Source organism: Rossellomorea sp. DA94, assembly GCF_029834455.1.
GTDB classification, from domain to species: domain Bacteria; phylum Bacillota; class Bacilli; order Bacillales; family Bacillaceae_B; genus Rossellomorea; species Rossellomorea vietnamensis.
Genome location: NZ_CP122397.1, coordinates 3961843 through 3982335 on the forward strand (window position 1 = coordinate 3961843; position 20493 = coordinate 3982335).

Genomic DNA, 20493 nt, shown 5'->3' on the forward strand with positions numbered 1-20493 from the left:
ATTGTGATTAGCTGTTAACGCATTCTTTTTCTTTAACCATTTTCCCATTGTAGAGCTTTTGAATATAGTAATTACACTCGGAGTATTGCCCTTCTTCCTTCAACAATGGGATGATGATAGTCTCCATATATTGATAATATGCTTCTTCCCCTTCATGAACCCTGATACCAAGCATCGTAAATAGACACTCTTTGCAGGAATCTTTATTGGCGGTTGCATAACGGAGTCCTTCCTCTATCAAAGTTTCCAATTTTTCAAGTGCCGGCCCCTCTACATCCATGGAACTCTCAATATAGCCAAAAAGAATTCTGACATAGTCTTCTGTGGGTGACTCATGTTTCAATAATCCATATGCGACCTGATAGGCATCCCGTGCCTTTCTATCCTGCATCAAGTCCCGATACAACCTACCTAAATTCAGATAAAGAATGGCTTTTCTTCCGTGATCATGCAGATTATCACAATGCTGAATCAACTCATCATACTTCTCTACTATTGACTCGAGACCTTCCTCTCCATGTTTGCTTTCCGCAATCAACTGAATCGTAGCCGCATCAATACATCTTGTAAAATTAAATGTTTCTTTGAAATAATTCAAGGCCTGCTGACTATATCGCAAGGACCTGTCATACTGCCCTAACTCATGATAGCCAATGGACAGATGAAAGTATGATTCAGGATTGGAGTAGATATCCCGGTCTATTCTTCCCAAAAACATAATCGCAGATTGGGGATTCCCTTTCTCAAGCTCGTACATCCCCTTTATATGATAGTACAGCTGAAAGTCATAATCGGACATATGAAAGGATAGACGCTTATTAGAGAACTGACTTAAATAGAATCCAGCATCCTTAAGCTTACCCTTCATCATAAAGTATCTTGCTTTCAATATCTTATATGTCCCGTTCAAGGTTTCGATCTGGATTAACGGATTTTGTTCAATGGTCTCCTTCAATAACTCGACCTTCCCATTTACCTGCTTGATCATGACATCATGCCACAATTCTAAATCTAATTGTAATTTTTTATATGTTTTTAACTCTTTCTCAATATTGATATGTAACCGTTGATTGAACAGATCGATTTTATCTTTCGTAATTTGTAAATGCCCACTTTCAATTTTACTAATATGGCCTGGAGTACAAATCCCTTCCCCCACTTGCTTCTGAGTCATACCTTTATAGATCCGATAGTATTTAATAAATGCCCCAATATTCATTATTTACCCCCCGTGGTGAATTAGTAGAAAAGCTTCCGTCTCAATAACTGGCCTATCGCTTTATCTTTTTTTATAGCGATATACGTTCTACTAATATTATACTAATAAATAATCGGGATGAAATTGGGGTTTTCTACAGGCATAAGAACCAGCAGGCCGTGACTTTATACCTACATTCATTCTCGCATTTCCGGTCCACACAAAAAAATTTCCGCCTTGCATTCTTTCATACCGAATCTTTTGTCAACAAAACGACTGTTCACTGAATAAATACCCAGGTCTTTTAACCTATTCTTTTTTCCCAACATGAGATTGTCATGGTTGTTATGTTGAAAAAGTGTTTTGATTCCTATCGCCTTTTATAAATAAAAAAACGACGCCTATGTGGCTTTCCTCTTTACAATTGATTTGAAGGCTGAATCGGTGGGTCGAGCTGAATATCCTTGTTACGATAAATCCTGGAAATAATAGACGATCCCATTAATCGCTTAATTTCTTTCGCCGGCAATTCCATTGACACCCCATTAAAAGCTGTCTTATAACGATGTGTGATTCGATAATCCACTTCGTTCTCTTCTAAAAAGGCATGTAGCTCTTTTTCAAACTCCCGATGACTATGTTCAACTTTTTCTTTGGCTGATTCCAGAGTCAGCTCCACTCCTTGGGCTTCTGCTTCCAAAACAGCTATTTTTGCAGGTTTGGTCTTGAATTCTATAATGATGGATACATTCTCTGCGCTTGACAGGTCAAGTTCCGGATCCACTTTGATCGACGAATTCATTGTCTCTTTCACCGCCTCTTCATCTCCTTGTTTACCATTGTCCCCATTATTCAGACAGCCTCCCAGGGCTATCAATGACAGTGCTAAAAGGGCTTTACAGTACCACTTCTTCATCGTCATTCAATCTCCTTTTTTAAATAGTAAAAAAGACAACCTATAAGGAATTTTTCCTGACGATTGTCTTTTCAATAGTATGGATAGGGTGTCACCCTTACTCTGCTTAGGGTTACATTTCAATTCCTCGTACCTACTTACAGAAAATATGTTTCCCAATTTGCTTGATTTGTGGACGACTCCAAATCCATCTGCTAGTTGCCGTATCGGGATTGAAATAAGAAAGATTTGAGTTTTGACATAAGAACCTCCATAGAAAGATACATATATTTTCTTCTCAAAAGAGCTAAATTATGTACTAACTCATATTCCGCTCTAATGCAAAGAAAGGCAGCCCAGTTGGACTGCCCTTTCTTTCGATTAGGAATTAATTCCCAATTCTTTTTTGATCGTGTCGATTGTTTCACCATTCGCTTCTGCTTGAGGATCTGGAGTATCTAATACAAAATCATTTTCAGACAAGTAGTATTTCTCAAGGAGTGTAAAGTCTTTCTCATCTGTCGTGCCGTCGAAGTTAATATCCGTGTTTCGATAGTCCGTTTTCCAATGATCTTGAAGCAATAGAGCATCGTGAATGTCAATCACATTGTCTTTATTGATGTCTCCAGGCTTGGACACGGCCATATAATACGTGACATATTCACCAATATTCACACCATTTTCCGTGCGCCCCGCTTCAAGTGGTGTATACGTTGTGTAGTGACCTGGCACATCTGTCACGACTGTGTACTTATGAACCGATGCCGGTAGTTGTTCGAAATTAATCACACCATTTTTCGGTATGGTGACAGGATAGGTATTACCATCCTTATCCTCTAAGTGTATAGAGGCACCTATCTGGGTGTAGTCGCGGCTATAATCAAAGCGGCCTGCATCTGTCAGGAGGCCTTCTGCCCCTATGAATCCAGCACCAACTTTTGATACTTTCGGATAGGTTGGATGAGCTCCTATTTTCGTGGGGATTCGTGAACCGTCATTAATCTTCATTGTACTTACACTACTGAACAATGGAGAATACGTATTGAAGAACTCCTTCTCATTCGTATCGGCTACAATCTTGAATAATGCCACGTCGCCTGATACACCTTCATCTGGAATTTTTATCTCAATATCATTTCTGACACTTGTTGTACCGGTTTTTGTCACATTTAATTCTGTTCCCTCTGGTAACCCATCCGCTAATTGGAATTCAACGGAATCCAAGAACTTACTTGAGTTGTAAGTATACATTGAAAAGGCATGGGCGTTCTCTAAATTTCTACCGTAGAATGTATAGGTTACCTTATCACCCATTTGGTAAGAATCTTTATCCGCTTTCGCAAAAATAAATTGAAATCCTTTCGGAACATAATAGACCATTTTAGGAATGGCTGTGTTTCCAGCATAATCCGTTCCTAAATATTGCATTTCTTTAATGTAAGATGTATTTACATTAATTTCTTTAGAAAACTTTCCATTTTCATCCGCTTGAAGTCGGTAGTTTGGACCGTACGACCCGTACCATATATTATTACTAGCTTGAGTAAATGGGAGATCGGTCTTAGACGTTTCCTCTATTTCAGAATCCAATAAAGTTCCTGATAAAGTAACTGTTTCTTGACCTTCTTCCAGCTCTACAATCGGAAAGTCGCCGGTTGGCATTGCGTCCGTCTGATCATACACAACGGTTGGTGCCCCGTTGTCTAAGCTGATGGTTGATGTTTTGGTGAACTGCTTTCCATCTTTCGTCGTTCCGATCATCTTCACATCATAAATGCCATCTTCCACTCTCACTTTTGTATAGCTGAGTGGCTTTTTATCATTTCCTGTTAATGGATAATAATAACCATAGAACCCTTCTTCAATGTAATAGTCGACATCGATGGCTGCTCCTGCTGAATTCACCCCAGTAATCCATCCCAGGTCTTCCTTGGTATCATGATCAACCAATACCCAATCCAATCTTTCCATTGGGGAGTTCAATCTGAAATCAAGGTCCGTTTCTTTTCTGCTGTAAGGATTATTCACGCGATTCGTGGAAATGCTCTTCGTATACACATCAAAGTAGCCAATTCCTTCTTCAACGACTTTCGCTCCGAATGGGATGCGATATGTGTCATCTTGATCCTTCTGGTTTTGAATGACAATATACCCTTCATACGTTCCTTTTTGCGCAGATTTCGGAATGGTGAGAACTGCGTTGAATGATTCCACTTCCCCTTTTTTCACTTTCAGGGAGCTTGGCACATCGAGCTTCACACCATTTTTCTCTGCGTCCAGGGAATCAGAAGCTTTTGCCCCTATATTATATTCTACTGAAATCTCATATTTGTTATTTTTATGGCTATTATTTGTAATGGATAGATTCGTCGATCTTGTCAGTTGTTCTTCTCCCATTGGGATAAAACCGTAGCTTAAGCCACCGGTTTGTTCCGGGATGATGATTTCTTCCTGATTCTCAATGAATGGAGTTTCATCCAAAACGGAAATCATGGTCTCAGAATGAATGGCCTGCATCGGATCGACTCTTCCTGCTCCCACTTCAAATACACTATATTGATTTTTCAAAGGATCTGCCGTATTCATTAACACCGATTTAATGTCACTTGGTGTATAATCAGGATGCGCTTGAAGTAATAGTGCAGCAACCCCGGCTACTTGAGGGGACGCCATGGATGTACCTGATAATCGTTGATAGGCATGTGAATAATCCGATGAATCCTCTTTGTTCTGCATATAAGATGGAACGGTTGAGAGAATGTTGACCCCAGGGGCCGTCACCTCCGGCTTGATATCATATAAGGTTCCCGAAGGACCTTTTGAGCTGAAGGATGCCAGTTCATCACCGCTGATTTCAGATTCTCCCGCCTCTCCAAACGTGATAGAAGGGGTTCCGGTTTTAAATAGTTCCTTCACCGATAATCCATCTTGGTTGGTGATCGAGAAGGTTGGGATATTGTCATCACTCTCACCTAAATAGTGAGGTATATGTCCTTCATCCGGGTTGATATTATATATGATGACAGCTTTTGCCCCATGTTGTTTGGCGATATCCATCTTTTCAATGAGTGCATAAGTGCCTCGTGCCACGAATGCCACTTTCCCGGTGACCTCTTTCCCGTTGTAATCGGCTTGTCCACCTTCACCTACATCGACCATTTCATAGCTTTGTCCTTGAAGCTTACTAAACTCATTTGTCCAGTTATTGGTCATTAATTGTAGTTGGCCATCAAGTTCCTTGCCTTCCACAGAGAATTCTCCATCATACGTTGTAACATTGGATGGAGCAGAGCTTGCTCCTACAGTCAAAGCAAGTGCGGCTGCACCTGGGGATCCCAGTGTATAATTTCCTTCGTCACCTGAATTCCCCGCTGCAACGACGGCTGTCACACCACTTAATACGGCATTGTCAACGGCAATGCTCGTTGCATACAATGGGTTATTCGTTGCTGCTCCAAGAGAAAGGTTGATGACATCCATTCCATCTGCCACAGCACGGTCAATCCCGGCAAGAATGTTACTGGTTGATCCAGATCCGTATTTGCCTAATACGCGGTATACATTCAATTCGGCATCTGGAGCGACACCAATGACTTTGTAATCGGAATCATTCGCCGCTTGACCTACGATGGTTCCCGAAACATGTGTACCATGTTCGGTATAATAATAGCTTCCTTGATTCGTTTCTGGATAACCAGAAGCTTTCCAGTCCTCATACGTTGTTTCCATTGGATCGTCATCATTATCTACAAAGTCGTATCCGCCTTTATAGGCAGCTTTTAAATCAGGGTGATTATAATCGATTCCTGTATCGATCACCCCAACTTTAATCCCTTTACCTGTGAATCCTTCTTTATGTAGCTGGTCAATCTTCATGAAAGGGATACTGTCTACTTTTGTGGTTGATCCTTCTTCATCCGTTGCTTTAGGTGGAGGAGAAAGTTGGACTTCTTCCTCACTGTAAACAGCTTTCACTACTTCAGAATCTAATAGGCTTTCAACTTCATTGGCCGGTAGAGCCATCGCTACGCCATTAAACGCATCTTTATACGTGTGCTTAATTTCGTAGTTTTCTTTCCCGGATTTCGTCTTTTTCACCTTTTCATTCAAGTCTTTCTTGAATTTTGCGTGGGACTCTTCTACCTGTTTCTTTGCCTTCTCAAGAGAAACTTCTTTCCCTTTTAAAGATTGTTGAATTTGTTCTGTCTTTGCAGGAAGCTGTTCGAATTCGACAATGACTGTCACTTCTTCTTCACTTTTCAAATCAATGTCTCTTGATAATTGCAGACCCTTCATTGACCGATTGGCTTCAAGTTTGTCCAACGCCTCACGCTGCTCTGTCGACAAACCCGCTAAGATTTTCATTGCATCCGACTGTGTTTCTGCATGTATCGCAGGCCCATGAGTTAATGGTGCAACTCCACCCATCAGAAGCCCTACACTTAATGCGATCTTTGGATATTTGCTGGCATTCATGACTTCAACCCCCTTTTTCTTTCTAAATAAATTATATTGTCGAATACCTCGTACGTCATTGGGGGGAATTTTATCAAGTTTGGGAGAAGAAATATGGTGATTTTTGTGTAATCCAAAGGACAAAAGTCAGAAAAATCAACTTTTACAGACAGAAACAGTAATTCCACCAACCAAAACAATCCATTAGAACCATTCCTTTTGAACCACTTAAGTTGGGGGATAAAATAACTTTCACATAGAAAAAGCCAAGAAACTCCTTGAGGAATTTCTTGGCTTTGCGGGTCAATGTTTTACTGTTATTTTCTTTTTCTCGGACTTCAGCGATAATCCTGTTTCATCTGTCCCTGTAACAGTTACATAATAGTCACCGTCCGGATATTCACTACCAGCATACCATTTCAACCCATAAATTGAATGTTCATTTTCAATATCGGCATATTCAATCACTTCACCTGCTGCATTAGAAATTTCTATATGCCAATCTATCCGTTTATAGCCAAAGATCAAGATGGAAGCTGGTTTCGTTTCATTTACATTGGATCGTGAAACATTCCAATAATTGATAAAGGGATCTGCATTCAGCAATTCCTCATTTCCAGTATAACCAACACCTACATTCTGGAGAGCATCTATTGCTGAAATCATGACAACCTCAGGCTTTTCGTCGGTAATGTACTCATTTGCATCACTGTATACGCTTTTACGGATACCGCCATTTACCCAGATGAAACTTCCGATATGTTTCGTTTCTTCTTCTGTGACACCCCACGTAATTTTATACTTCCCATCCGTTTGTTCTGTAATCTTGATATTTTTAACACTAGGCGCAACTGAATCCAGTTTAAACGGAATCTTCGTTTGTTGCGGCTCTGCTCCCCCATAATTCAATGTACTCTCGTATACATACGTATAGTTACCGTCAGGAAGTTGGTTCCCCTCATCATCTTTCCCACTCCAGAACACCCCATCGAACTTATAGGAGTAATCTCCATAGCTCATAATGTTCTTTCTGAATGGGTACGGGCTACCATCCTCCGTAAACTCACCGAAATTCGTAATGTGAGCAACTGTTTTTCCGTTCTCATCCTCTACCTTCAGAGACATTTCTTTCAAATTACGAAATGCTGTGAAGGAAGGATATATACCTGACGCAACCGCATTCTTAGAATATCCAATCTTATTTAGATCAAATGTTCCTGTGGAAGTATCATATCCCATTGGCAACTCCATTACGTCATTCCAAAGAACGGTATATCCTAGGTATGGATCTCCTTTAACCGGGCTCTCATCAATATTATCAATGGCACCCCAATCACCGTAGTATCCCATGAATGGCATCGTTAGAGTCGCTAAATCTTTTACAGAGCTTCCTTTAGGAACAAAGCGAACAAACCCTTCAACAAAACGTCCTTCACTTAGCTCTTCCGGCAATGTGACAGAGATCTTTACTTCGCCATCACGACGTGGTTTGTATTGAAATTTCTGGTCACCCAGCTGTTTTCCGTTGATTTTTACAACTGCCCCATCGATAGGAACCGAGTGTAAAGTTAGATAGTCTCTTTCCACTCCGTTATATGTCTTCTTCTCTGTTTCATCCATTAGCACATCTACGACGATTTCATACTGGTCATTGGCTTTTTCAAGCTTCCTCGAGAGCGGCTCGACATCCAATGTGAAATCGAATGTTCTGCCTACTTCTTTTAATGCAACAGATGCAGCCTTTTCTAAAGGAGCCCCTACATGTTCTACAAGATAAGGAGATTTAATCGCTTGCTCAATCTTCATTAAGCCTGACCCTTGGCGTCTTGGTGAGTATAAGGAGTTCTCATCATCTGGATTCGTTAACACCTCAGACGTGTTCATTAAAGCATTCTTCGCTTTTAAGACCGTTTCTTCATTTTTTGGTAAACCTAACTCCTCGTAATACTTTTCAAGGAGTAATGCCGCTCCAGCTGCTACATGTGGAGTGGCCATGGACGTTCCACTCATGACTTCATACTTGTTGTTCAATACTGTTGAGCTGATCTTTCCACCCGGTGCTGTGATTTCCGGTTTAAAGCTTAGGTCTGTTGGCGAACCATAAGAAGAGAAATAGGACATTGGTTCCGTTGTCGGATTTTGCACCCAAATCCCTTCATCAGACAATTCTACCGAGATTTTCTCACCGCTTTGTAATCGTTCGATCAATTGAGCTCCTTCTGTATGTCCAGTCGTAACAGCTGGGATAGTGTATCTTGAGAAATTTAAGCTTGCATAAGATGGGTACTTATCCGGTGGAATGACAATGATGCCGACTGCCCCTTTTCTTGCAGAGTCATATTGAAGGGTCGAATAAATTGAATACGATTTTGGCTTTGCAACTACAATCTTCCCTTCTAAATCCAAGCCATCCAGATGGCTGCCAAACCCTTCACCGGCGAAAATCAATTCGTATTCTTTACCGGCTTCGAGTTCATCACTGAACTTTTTAGAACTGTACTGCGTTTGGTATCCAAGCTGACTACCATCATTTAAGCTAAGTGCATCTACTCTCATCTGATTATTTTCAGATGAAGCAACCTGCAGTGCGGAGGGCGTTACACCTGGGTCACCTACAAGACCGATATCCGGATTTTTAGCCAGAGGTAATTGAGATCTTTCCAGCAGGTTTTGTTTTGTACTATAAGAAGCATTCCCTGCCGCAGCTACGACCAACACACCCTGCTCTGTTGCATATTGAATGGCACGTTGGACCGGATCATTCGCATCTACGCTTCCTGCATCAGATCCAAGGCTTAAATTGATGACATCCGCCCCAAACTCCACGGCATGATAGATTCCCGCTGTAATATCATCGTCATAGGCACCGCTTCTTTTATCAGAGAATACCTTTTCAGCTAATAGCTGTACATCCGGTGCGACCCCCATCGCCTTTTTCTGGGATTCTTCGTATGCCCCGACAATGCCGGCTACGTGGGTTCCATGGGAATTACTTGCCGGGATGACATTGGTATCATGGTCCGCCCAGTCATAGCCTGTAGGTACTTTGTCTGTGTACCAAATATCATCTACTTCCGACTCATCAAGCTTCTCTTGGATGTTGGTTTCATTATACTTTGCTTTTTTCTTCCCTTTATCCGAAAGCGTCATGGCTTCATGTCGATAATCGATTCCCGAATCCACGATCGCTACGACCATCCCGTCACCGCTATAATTATATTTCGTCCATACATTCATCGCTTCGACTAGTTCGTTGCTCTTTACGTCCATATGTTCGTACGTTTTCGCAACGCGAATATCCTTAACGCCTTCCATTTCTTTAATCTTTTCCGCGTCTTTCATCGTCGTTTCCATACTGAATCCATAGAACCCTGTTGAATACGTATGTATGACTTTAGAAGAAGCATCCCTCTTTTTCATAAACGTATTTTGAATCTGCTCAACCTGCTTCTCAGGTGACGTTTTCAGTTTCTTATTGACGTCTACTTCAACGATTAGGCGAATATTTTCATTAGGGTTGAATGCTTTTAAATCCTGTCCATATAATGGATCATCGGTCGCCTTTTTTTCCATATCCATCAATGGAAGTTGTGCCTTTTGGATTTGAGCAGGTGCCTTTTCTTCCTTCGAATGATAGAATTCAGCACTTGCTGGCGAAATCATACTGCTGCTTAGGAGTACGGACATCAATCCAATAGATAACGTATTTTTCTTCGAAACCACTTTGTTTCCCCCTTTAATTAAAATTAGGATTTTCCTTTTTTCATAGCTTGCTAGAAGCTTACAATGATCAAAGCTCTATCTAGTACTCTCGCTTCCTCCTTTGTAGATATCCTAATGACAGTGCCTGTCATGGATACTCACCCCTAAACGTTCCCCTCCTCAATTTTTCGAATTTGGAGTACCACGTAACCATTTCTATTAAATGATCATGTATCCTGTTGGGGGAGTCCCTGTCTATAGAGAGGCGGATAATGGGTCGTTTCACCCTTAAATAGTCAAGGTTTATTTACATTTCCTTTTTACAGCATCAAATAGTAGGAAAATAGAAGTAATATTCAATTAATTTATTGGGGTAATTATCTACACTTGGAGGAAAAACCTGCAGGAACACTTTAAAAGAATTTGTTTTATGAAAATAGGCTCAATCTACTGATGCCTCATACTTTTAAACAAGAGTAATGGGTCATCCCCGAAAATGATAGATAGCAGAAAAGAGGGAGAACGCTGTCCATGGACAGCGTTCTCCCTCTTTTGATTTAGTTGCTCATGAGAAGCTTTTATTCAGTTAGCTCTAATCCCATCATATTCAAATAATAGGCCAGATCTTTTTTCCCGTTTGTTTCCTTAGGTGATTTCCCTTTAGGAGCATCCGGTCCTTTCGTCAGGAAGTTCTTCTCAATGAAACGTACGTCCGTCTCGTTCACGATACCGTCCTGATTGACATCGAATGTTTGGACTTCCGGTTGCTCTTGACCGTAATACTCAACGATGTCACGGACATCTTTGATGTCGATCAAGCTGTCGCTGTTCACATCTCCAGCAAGACTGATCTTGGTTCCTGCTGAAACGAACCTTCCATAGTCTTCGCCTTTCAATTCAAATCCAGGTATGAATGGCGTGTAAGTCTTTAAATGTCCTGGAATTTCCACTACGACATTGTATGTCTCACGTGTAGCAGGGACACCATAGATTGTGTATTTCCCATTTGAAGCGATGATGCCCTCATATTTCTCACCATCCGGTGACAAGGCATATACCTTCGCTCCAATATTTTGAGCTACACCATTTGGTAAAAAAAGATTTCCGCTGCCACTTTTCTTCAAAAATGCTTCTGGTTTAATATTCCCTTCGACCCTTGCATGTTTGGACACGAAGTTATAAGATGAAGTGCTGTAATATGGAAGAGTTACGGCACCATCTTCACCTGCTTTTGTGTAAGTTGACTTTGTGACATCCAGTTTGTCAGCTCCATAAAACCAATCATCTTGAGTGACCTTGAACGTCACGTCCACAACAGGCATGTCACCATTCAAACCGGAGTACCCTTCTCCGTTCAATGCAGCTCCTACCGTTACGTTAGCGTAATATCCAGAATCGCTCTCTACAGGATCAAGAAGGGATGCCTGAAGTCCGTTTTCTTCTGCGTAGGCTTTAAATTCATCATTCAGCTTTGCAGATTCGAATGAATACATTTCCCCTTTATACTGAATTGAATACTCTCCGGAAATGAAGTCTTTCAAGTTATTCAGGCTCAGAGTCATGGTGACAGTTTCATCTAACCCGACTTCTTCCTTATTGTAATCAGAAGTCAGATACTCAGTACCTTCCTGAAGGAAAATATATCTTTGGTAATTGACGTTTGCTGCGATATCAGTTGCTGCCAGGCTCAACTTTAATGGTTCGTCTGCAATATCAGAAGGCTCTATACCAAACTCTGTGTCTCCTTCAGAATCCGCTGGAGGGAAACAACAATTAAAGTACTCACGGAAGCCAGTTGCTATTAAAAATTTGTTCGAAGATTGATCATAATTCAATCCTTTTGATTGTAAAACACCCACTGTTTCATCCTGCACATTTCCGTGGAGCCAGAATGCTTTCTTTCCAAACTCTTCTGTGTACATATCTTCATTGATTTCATACACACCAGGAGCTTTATCAAATTCCACTTCTGGTTTTGTATTATCAACGATAACAGGAGTGTCGATCGAATACGTTTTCCCTTCTTCATCATACCCTATGAACTCCATTTTATAGTCCCCTTCAGGCAGATCCACGTATTGATCGGAAATCGGATGTTGTTCATCATTTGTAAATGGATAAACGACTCCAGCAAAAACAGCAGGAATATAATATCTGTAGTCAGCCTTTGCATTTGCTTGTGTGAGGGAGGCTATGAATCCAATTGCCTCATCTGATTGTCCATCCTTTATCACTACGTCTATCCTCGTCAGCGGATTCTTCATTTGAAAAGCTGCTGAGATGTATGGATTGTAGTACTGCCACTTAGGTGTATTATTTGCAAGAGCAGGTCGGTCTGTTTCAAGATAGTCGAACCCTTTTCCTGTGACTCTAATCGCAAACGGAACCTGATACGTTTCACTCGCATCACTTGCATTTGTCAGGTGAATATATCCTTCATATCGCCCTTCTTCTGCATTTTCCGGAACCGTTATCTCAGGTGAAATTTCTTTCGAACTGCTTGCGGCAACCGCTACACTCGTCGGAACGTCTAAATGAATGCCGTTTGCAGCTGAATCCTTGATGCCTGTACGTTCACCATGGTATTCGACTTCAACCTTGAATGACTTGTCTTCTCCACCATTGTTCTCGATGATCATCTTGCTTTCTTCACTAATTCCATTGTCATCCTTGTAGTGACTTCCGAAAGAGATGGAAGCCGTCTCATCAACAATCTCTTCCTCTTCACCATTTTCATTTAAATTTTTTGTTGTATCCATCACTTTGATGGATACATCGGCATGTACCGCATCATAGGCATCCACACGTCCCGCTCCCTGTTCGAATACGGATACGTCACCATTCAAGTCTTCTGCTGTATTCATTAGCGCTTCCTTTACATCAAATGTGGTATACTCCGGGTGTTCTGAAAGGATCAAGGCTGCTACACCAGCTACATGAGGCGTTGCCATGGATGTTCCCTGAAGGCGGGCATAGGCTGCAGAATAGTCTACCCCTTCTTCCGGGCTATTGATGTATTCTGGAATGGTTGAGAAAATCGCTACCCCGGGTGCCACGACATCCGGTTTTATATCTATGCTTCCAGCCACAGGTCCCCTTGAGCTGAAGCTGGCCAGGTTATCTCCTTCTGTTTGGACCGACGCTACATCTCCAAACGTGATGGATGCGTTATCTCCCAGCCCTTTCAAACGCTCTCCGTCCGCTTTCGTCATACGGAAAGTCGGGATATATTCTGAACCTTCTCCCAAGTAAGCCTGGATTTCACCGTCACTATTATTGTAAATGATGACAGCCTCTGCCCCAGCTTCTTTCGCATGTTTCATTTTGTCCACAAAGGCAATTTCACCACGTTGAATCAAGGCGATTTTTCCTGTTAAATCTTTTCCTTCAAAATCTGCCTCATAACCAAGTCCGGCAAAAACAACTGGTTTGGATTGATTTTGGAGTGATGTTAAATCATCAGAGAAATTCTTCCCTAATAATAAAACATTCTCAAATCTCTCTCCGTTTACACTCATGGATTGGAAGGTAGGGATATCCATGTCAAAATCGCTTGCCCCAACCGTAATTCCGAGTGCCGCTGCACCTGGGGACCCCAGTGTTCCTTCATTCGGACCGCTGTTTCCTGCAGCCACCACTGTCACAACTCCCGATAGCATGGCGTTGTTAACGGCTACAGAGGTTGGATATAATGGATTATTCGTAGACGCTCCCAATGAAAGGTTGATGACATCCATTTCGTCATCTATAGCTTTGTCGATTCCTGCAAGGATTCCTGCCGTCGCTCCGGATCCATAGGGTCCAAGTACACGATAGCCATAAAGATCTACATTCGGTGCTACCCCTTTTACGGCGTAATCCACTGAATTCTGTTGGTGCCCAGCGATTGTTCCTGACACATGTGTTCCGTGTTCTGTATAATAAGCAGACCCTGAATTCGGATTAATTTCCGGTAAACCGGATTCTTTCCAATCTTCATATGTGGTTTCCATCGGGTCATTATCGTTATCAACGAAATCATATCCACCTTTATATACATCTTTTAAATCAGGGTGGTTATAATCAATTCCTGTATCCAAAACCCCAACTTTAATGCCTTTTCCTGTTACGTTTTCAGCATGAAGCTTGTCCACATTGATCTGAGGGATACTATCCATCATTTTGGATGTGGAAGCTTCCCCTTCCATGTCCGGAAGATCTAGTTGAACGACTTCATCTTTCCAAACCCGTTTCACGACCCCGGAATCCAGTAAACTCTCAATCTCATTTCCCGGAATGGACATCGCGACACCATTGATGGCTGAACGATATTCTTTCGTGATTTTCGCATCTTGTAATCCAGGACTTACACTCTTTTTATTTTTCATAGAATTGAACTTTTGTTTAAATTCACTGTGAGATTTCTCTACCTTTTCAGAAGCTGCTTTAGTAGTCATTCGGAGTCCCTTAGCCGCCTGCGTCATCACTTCCACTTTTGCAGGGGCCTGTTTGAATTCAACGATGACATCTACGAGCCCTTCACTTTCTGTATTGATATTCGGAGCGATTTCAAAATCCGGTTTCGCTTCGATCTGTTTAAGAGCATTCCTTTGCTCATCTGATAGATTCATTAATGTCTTCTTTACATCTTTTACCTGTGTGAACTTAGACGTACTAGGCGCACTTTCTGCCATAGCGTTAAATGGAATTCCTGATGTTCCTAATAGACTTGTAGTCAGTGCAACCGTCAAGAGCTTAGCTGAACGTTTCTTATTCATACTTTTCCCCCTCTAATATTCATCCGTTGGAGCAGAATTGTTTACAAGGTTCATTGTATTTCTGATTAATGATTCTGTTAATTGGGAAAATTATATACACATTCCGCCAATTTTCTTAGAGTTTCTACTCTCTTCACGGTATTTTCTTTTAACGCAAGATATAAAGATAGGATAAACGTTGGGAAATTTTTTTCTGAAGTAGGAATTATACCTATATAATCATAATCCCCTCTCACTAAACAGGTATAAAGAACCATTTTACATAGGGCAATAACTCCTATAAAATTTCATAAAAAAACAAGCAACTGTTAATAGTTGCTTGTAAAACGCTTCATTCAAATGGGTTCATTATGATTAAATATCAACTTTTTCAATAGCTCATTCGATAATTGAAGATAGTGATTGGAAGAATTCAGGTCCCCCTTCTCTTTAAAATAAACCGCTAGTCGCTCTGAGAATGCTGCGGCCTTATATCGATCATATTGCTTCATCATGGGCAGACCACGATCGATTAAATAGTCGCTAAGCTGTTTATCATCCTCTGTCGCATCTAAATACAACACCATCAATTCCGTATATTTAACGGACTCTTGATTTTTAAAATCTTTTAAGTTCTCCTGCAAAAGATTGATTGCTGTTTCCCTCTCATTCAAATCCAGCAACACTTGTACCATTTCAATCAATGTGCCGTAATACCCCATTGTATGCTTCTTTTTCAATTTGAGGGACTGGGAGAAATAGTCTAACGACTCTTGTAGCCTTCCTTTTTTTCTATTTAGCAATCCGAAATTATGAAGGGCGGTAATTTTCGATTCGTTATCCTTTAACATCTCGGCATCGTTTAAAGCCGTATGCAGCATGACTTCTGCACGTTCAAGATCGTTAATATAAATCAAGTTAGCCGATAATCCGATTTTCACATGCAGGATCCTCAATATGTTCCCAGTATTCTGAAAAATCCTCAAAGCCTTGTATGAGTAATGCAGAGACAATGTGAAGTGCTTCAACAACCCATGATTAGCCGCTTTATAATAATAATAATCTGTTACTTTCTCACTATAGATATCGGCTCTATCCTCTATTTGATCAAAAATGGAAAGCGCCTTAGAGTATTGTTGTTTTTGTCCGTAGTAAATTCCCTGAAAGAACTCCCACAAATACTTTTCAAACGATGAAAATTTACTCATATTCTTTTTGAGCGCAAGAGAAGCCTGTTCATATTCGGTTGGATTATACGTGAATAATTGATATCGAAGCATGTAAAGCTCAAATAAGTAAACCATTTCCGTACATTGGATATAGTCTTTATGCCTTTGTAACTCCTGATACAGTCTTTCGGCATGTTCTCGATGAAGTCTCTCAATCGCTTCATAGAATTGAGCTAGCTGGCGTTTCAGGTGAAGTGTCTTTGCCGTTTCCTCTTCGATTGATACACCAAGTCGCTTACAAAGTAATTCTAATGTTTCCAGATTTCCTTCTTTAGAACTGTTCTCAATCTTACTTAAATGAGTGGTTGAACATATTCCCTTGCAAAGCTGTTCTTGTGTTTTATTTTGTTTTTTTCGATGATAATAGATAATCCTGCCGATAGACATTGTTTCACTTCCCCCCTGTATATATCTCTCATTATACATAGGGAATAGGTAACTTATAAGCTATTAACGCAAGTATTTTAGCCTGGTGGTGCTGGATAAAAAATATATAAAATCAATAAAAATACATTTTTTCATATTTAAGGAAATTATTTTCAATGTAAATCTATGAACGTTCATGTTTCCTTTTTGGGATCAAAGAACTTCTGCACCAGCCAAAGGGTTTGTAAATATGAAAAGAGAAATCCCTCTCAAATAGAAAAGGGATTTCTCTTACTTTCATCGTTATTGCCGTTTACTCCCGGTCAAATAACACACGACCCGCAATCCCCGGATTCGTCATTTCATAAGGATTCAGGATTAAATCAAGCTCTTCCTCTGTCAAAACATCATATTCAAGGCAAAGCTCTCGTACCGATTTGCCTTTTAGAATAGCTTCCCTTGCGATGCGGGATACGACTTCATATCCCAGATGTGGATTGACAGCCGTTATGATACCCACGCTGTTTTCTACATATTCTTTCATACGTGTCTCATTTGCTTCGATACCGACTAGACAGTTGTCCGTAAAGCTTCTAAACGCATTGTTCATGATACTGATGGATTGCAAAAGGTTAAATACGAGCACAGGCTCCATCACGTTCAATTCGAGCTGACCGGCTTCGGAGGCCAAGGAAATGGTTTGATCATTCCCCATCACCTGGAAGGCTACTTGATTGATCAGTTCCGGCATGACCGGATTCACTTTACCCGGCATGATGGAAGAGCCGGGCTGTCTTGCCGGCAGTGAAATTTCACCAAGTCCGGCACGGGGTCCAGAAGCCATCATACGCAGGTCATTGGCGATCTTGGACATATTGGTCATACATACCTTCAATGCTGCAGAAACCTCTGTATAGGCGTCCGTGTTCTGTGTCGCATCGACCAGGTGTTCAGCCCCTGTCAGTGGCAACCCGCTGATATCCGCCAGGTGTTTGACGACACTCTTGATATAAACAGGATCCGCGTTCAAGCCGGTTCCTACTGCAGTGGCCCCCATATTGACTTCATACAGATGATCGCGAGTTCGTCCGATACGTTTAATGTCGCGTTCTACTACTCTGCTGTAAGCTTCAAACTCCTGCCCAAGGCGAATGGGTACAGCATCCTGCAGATGGGTACGTCCCATTTTAATGATGGGATCGAACTCCTGGGCTTTCTGTCTGAAGGCTTTCAGCATATGCTCCATCGTGTCCAATAGCTTCTCCAGTAATTTCAGAGTGGAAATATGGATGACTGTCGGGAACACGTCATTGGTTGACTGTGACATATTCACATGACTGTTCGGGCTGACCTTCCCATATTCCCCTTTACGGTGGGACATGAGTTCCAGGGCACGATTCGCAATGACCTCATTAGCGTTCATGTTGATTGACGTACCTGCCCCTCCCTGGATCGGATCGACGATGAAGAATTCATGAAGCTTGCCTTCCAGGATTTCATCAGCAGCCTGCACGATGGCTTGACCGATCCCGTCATACAGACGCGTCGTTTCCATGTTTGCAAGTGCGGCCGCTTTCTTTACGACTGCCAGGGCATCAATCATCTCTTTATGGATTTTATATCCCGTAATCGGAAAGTTTTCCACTGCCCGCAACGTTTGTATTCCATAATACACATCTTGGGGTACTTCTTTTTCCCCGAGGAAATCTTTTTCTATTCTAAATCCACTAGTGACGTTTATCATTTCTCTACTCCCCATATTTGGATTGTCTCTCTAATTGATGATTCTATCAATTAGAGAGGGAGTAGGCAACGATTTAGAGGTAAAACCATTAATTTCAAAAATTCCAAAAAAAACGCTTTCATTCTTTTGATCTGATTCTCCCTTTTTTCAGAAAAAAGATGGATTTAATAGATTGTCATTACACAATGCCAATACATTCTACACGGGTCTAAATACTCATATATTAACCAGTGAAGGAGGAGGATTCGTATGGGGATCAAACTGATTAAAATTTCAGTCGTCTATTTTATGGTCGGTGTATGTATCGGGTTATATATGTCCATGGTCCATGACTACAGCCTGACCCCGGTCCACGTTCATATTAACTTATTGGGCTGGACGGCGCTGACGCTTGCAGGTCTCATTTATCACTTATTTCCGGCCGTATCTTCAACCAAATTGGCCAAAGCTCATTTCTGGCTCCATAATGTCGGACTTCCGCTTATGATGATCGGATTATTCCTGTTTGTACTTGGGAATGAAGCAGTCGTCCCGGTCATTGCAACAGGCGGGGTCTTGACGACAGTTGGTATACTATTGTTTGGCATCAATCTCCTGAGAGAATTAAAATCTTGAACCAAATCGGAAAACCCCTTTCGCCAGTTGGCAGGAAGGGGTTTTTAGTGTTTTTAGTGTTTTTAGTGTTTTTATTTTTTGACTTTTCAAATTTTTATTATTTCATACGCCTACAAAGATGGTAAAATACAGTAGAATACCTATCTCAATTTTAGGAGTGATGTATATGTCGGTCAATGTTTACCTGAATTTCAACGGCAATTGCCGGGCAGCCGCAGAGTATTATGCAGAAGTATTTGAAACCGAACCACCACAGATCATGACGTTCGCTGAGGCACCCCCGCATCCTGACTATCCCCTGCCCGAAGAAGCAAAAGATCTGGTCCTACATACACGACTCACCATCGACGGCAGTCATGTCATGTTTTCCGATGTTTTTCCAAATATGCCTTTTGTGGAAGGAAACAACATCACCCTTGCCCTCGTAAGCGATGATCCTGAAAAACTGATGGCCCGTTTCCACAAGTTGAAAGAAGGCGGCAAAGTGGACATGGAGCTTCAGGAAACATTCTGGAGCAAGCTGTACGGTCAGGTCACCGATAAATTCGGCATCCAGTGGCAATTTAATTACGAAGGCCAGGAAAGGTAACAAACACGAAACATAAAAAAGAAGCTGCTGGAAACCCAACAGCTTCTTTTCTATTTTAATGCATATTGCTCAATACCCAGACAGATCCGGCCACGATGACAATCGCTATAAATGCCGCCGACATCATCTTACCTACCTGCCATTTGCCTTCACCTTCCGTTACGTGCATGAACATGAAGAGCTGGATGGCAGCCTGTATGAATGCCAGGACGAACACGATCGCTACGATCAGTTCATATGCCATATTCGTATACAGTCCAAACCAGACGGCTAAAAACGTCAACGCAATCGATAAGATAAATCCAATGATCTGAGTCCAAGGTAATCCACTATGATTCGTATGTTGTGACATTATCCCACCATCCCTAATAAGTACACGCTTGTGAACACGAAGATCCAGACAAAGTCCAGAAAGTGCCAATACAAGCTGGATACAAATAGTTTTTTAGCGGTATCAGGATTCAATCCCCGTTTCTTCACTTGGAACATGACGAGAAGGATCCACAAGATACCTACTGATACGTGGAGACCATGCGTCCCGGTCAGTAAATAGAAGGATGACCAGAATGCGTTCGTACCCATGGCTGCTCCTTCATGTACCAAATGGATGAACTCGGTGATTTCCATATAAAGGAATCCTAATCCGAATAATAATGTGATGATCAGCCAGACCATCATGGATTTGACATTTCTCTTTCGTAATTCATTTATTGATAGACCAGACGTGAAACTACTGATTAATAGTAAAAGCGTCATGATGATGGTATTCTTCATATCAAACACTTCACTTGGAAGCGGGCCACCCATCGTTCCGGCCTTCAGAGCGAAGAACGTTGCGAAAATAGTGGCAAACAATGCAATTTCCGCGCCAAGGAAAACCCAGAATCCGAAGATGTTCAGTTTACCGATATCGGATTGATATTCAAGCGGCGTGTTTGGATCTATATTCGTACTTTGTGCCATG

The 20493-nt window shown here is 41.4% G+C and carries 11 protein-coding genes and 1 pseudogene; 2 read left to right on the plus strand and 10 right to left on the minus strand.

Going from position 1 to position 20493, the window contains the following annotated elements; translation table 11 throughout:
* Nucleotides 1-7: 7 nt before the first annotated feature.
* The 8 genes and pseudogenes from P8596_RS20675 to aspA all read right to left on the minus strand — a co-directional run bounded on the left by P8596_RS20675 (nt 8) and on the right by aspA (nt 18325).
* Nucleotides 8-1219 (minus strand): helix-turn-helix domain-containing protein, encoded by a 1212-nt coding sequence (locus P8596_RS20675; protein WP_279724906.1) that lies wholly within the window; start codon nt 1217-1219, stop codon nt 8-10.
* Nucleotides 1220-1616: 397 nt separating this feature from the next.
* Complete coding sequence (locus tag P8596_RS20680; RefSeq protein WP_279724908.1) at nt 1617-2114, minus strand: protease inhibitor I9 family protein; 498 nt, start codon at nt 2112-2114, stop codon at nt 1617-1619.
* Between the two features lie 133 nt (nt 2115-2247).
* Nucleotides 2248-2340, minus strand: a pseudogene (locus P8596_RS20685) (spore cortex-lytic enzyme); the annotation flags it as partial.
* Nucleotides 2341-2474: 134 nt separating this feature from the next.
* Nucleotides 2475-6569, minus strand: a complete 4095-nt coding sequence (locus P8596_RS20690) for a S8 family serine peptidase (protein WP_279724910.1) — start codon at nt 6567-6569, stop codon at nt 2475-2477.
* Between the two features lie 282 nt (nt 6570-6851).
* Nucleotides 6852-10271, minus strand: coding sequence for a S8 family serine peptidase (locus P8596_RS20695; RefSeq protein ID WP_279724911.1), 3420 nt, complete (start codon nt 10269-10271; stop codon nt 6852-6854).
* A gap of 557 nt (nt 10272-10828) precedes the next feature.
* Nucleotides 10829-15007 carry a S8 family serine peptidase gene (locus P8596_RS20700; RefSeq protein WP_279724913.1) on the minus strand — a complete coding sequence of 1393 codons (4179 nt, stop codon included), beginning with the start codon at nt 15005-15007 and terminating at the stop codon, nt 10829-10831.
* Nucleotides 15008-15342: 335 nt separating this feature from the next.
* Nucleotides 15343-16602 carry a helix-turn-helix domain-containing protein gene (locus P8596_RS20705; protein ID WP_279724914.1) on the minus strand — a complete coding sequence of 420 codons (1260 nt, stop codon included), beginning with the start codon at nt 16600-16602 and terminating at the stop codon, nt 15343-15345.
* A gap of 292 nt (nt 16603-16894) precedes the next feature.
* Entirely contained in the window at nt 16895-18325 is a 1431-nt protein-coding gene (gene aspA / locus P8596_RS20710) for an aspartate ammonia-lyase (RefSeq protein WP_254652308.1), read from the minus strand.
* Between the two features lie 249 nt (nt 18326-18574).
* On the opposite strand from aspA, the gene P8596_RS20715 reads away from it, so the two are divergent.
* Both P8596_RS20715 and P8596_RS20720 read left to right on the plus strand, forming a co-directional pair.
* On the plus strand, nt 18575-18940 hold the full coding sequence (locus P8596_RS20715; RefSeq protein WP_279724915.1) for a cbb3-type cytochrome c oxidase subunit I: 366 nt from the start codon (nt 18575-18577) through the stop codon (nt 18938-18940).
* Nucleotides 18941-19106: 166 nt separating this feature from the next.
* Nucleotides 19107-19529: a VOC family protein gene (locus tag P8596_RS20720; RefSeq protein ID WP_254652310.1), complete on the plus strand. Its 423-nt coding sequence runs from the start codon at nt 19107-19109 to the stop codon at nt 19527-19529.
* Between the two features lie 55 nt (nt 19530-19584).
* Here P8596_RS20720 and qoxD read toward each other — a convergent pair whose 3' ends face one another.
* Complete coding sequence (qoxD, locus tag P8596_RS20725) at nt 19585-19881, minus strand: cytochrome aa3 quinol oxidase subunit IV (RefSeq protein WP_060672612.1); 297 nt, start codon at nt 19879-19881, stop codon at nt 19585-19587.
* A complete protein-coding gene (gene qoxC, locus P8596_RS20730) occupies nt 19881-20492 on the minus strand; it encodes a cytochrome aa3 quinol oxidase subunit III (RefSeq protein WP_279724916.1) in 612 nt (203 codons plus the stop codon). Before qoxC ends, qoxD begins: the two co-directional genes overlap by 1 nt.
* Between the last annotated feature and the right edge of the window lies 1 nt (nt 20493).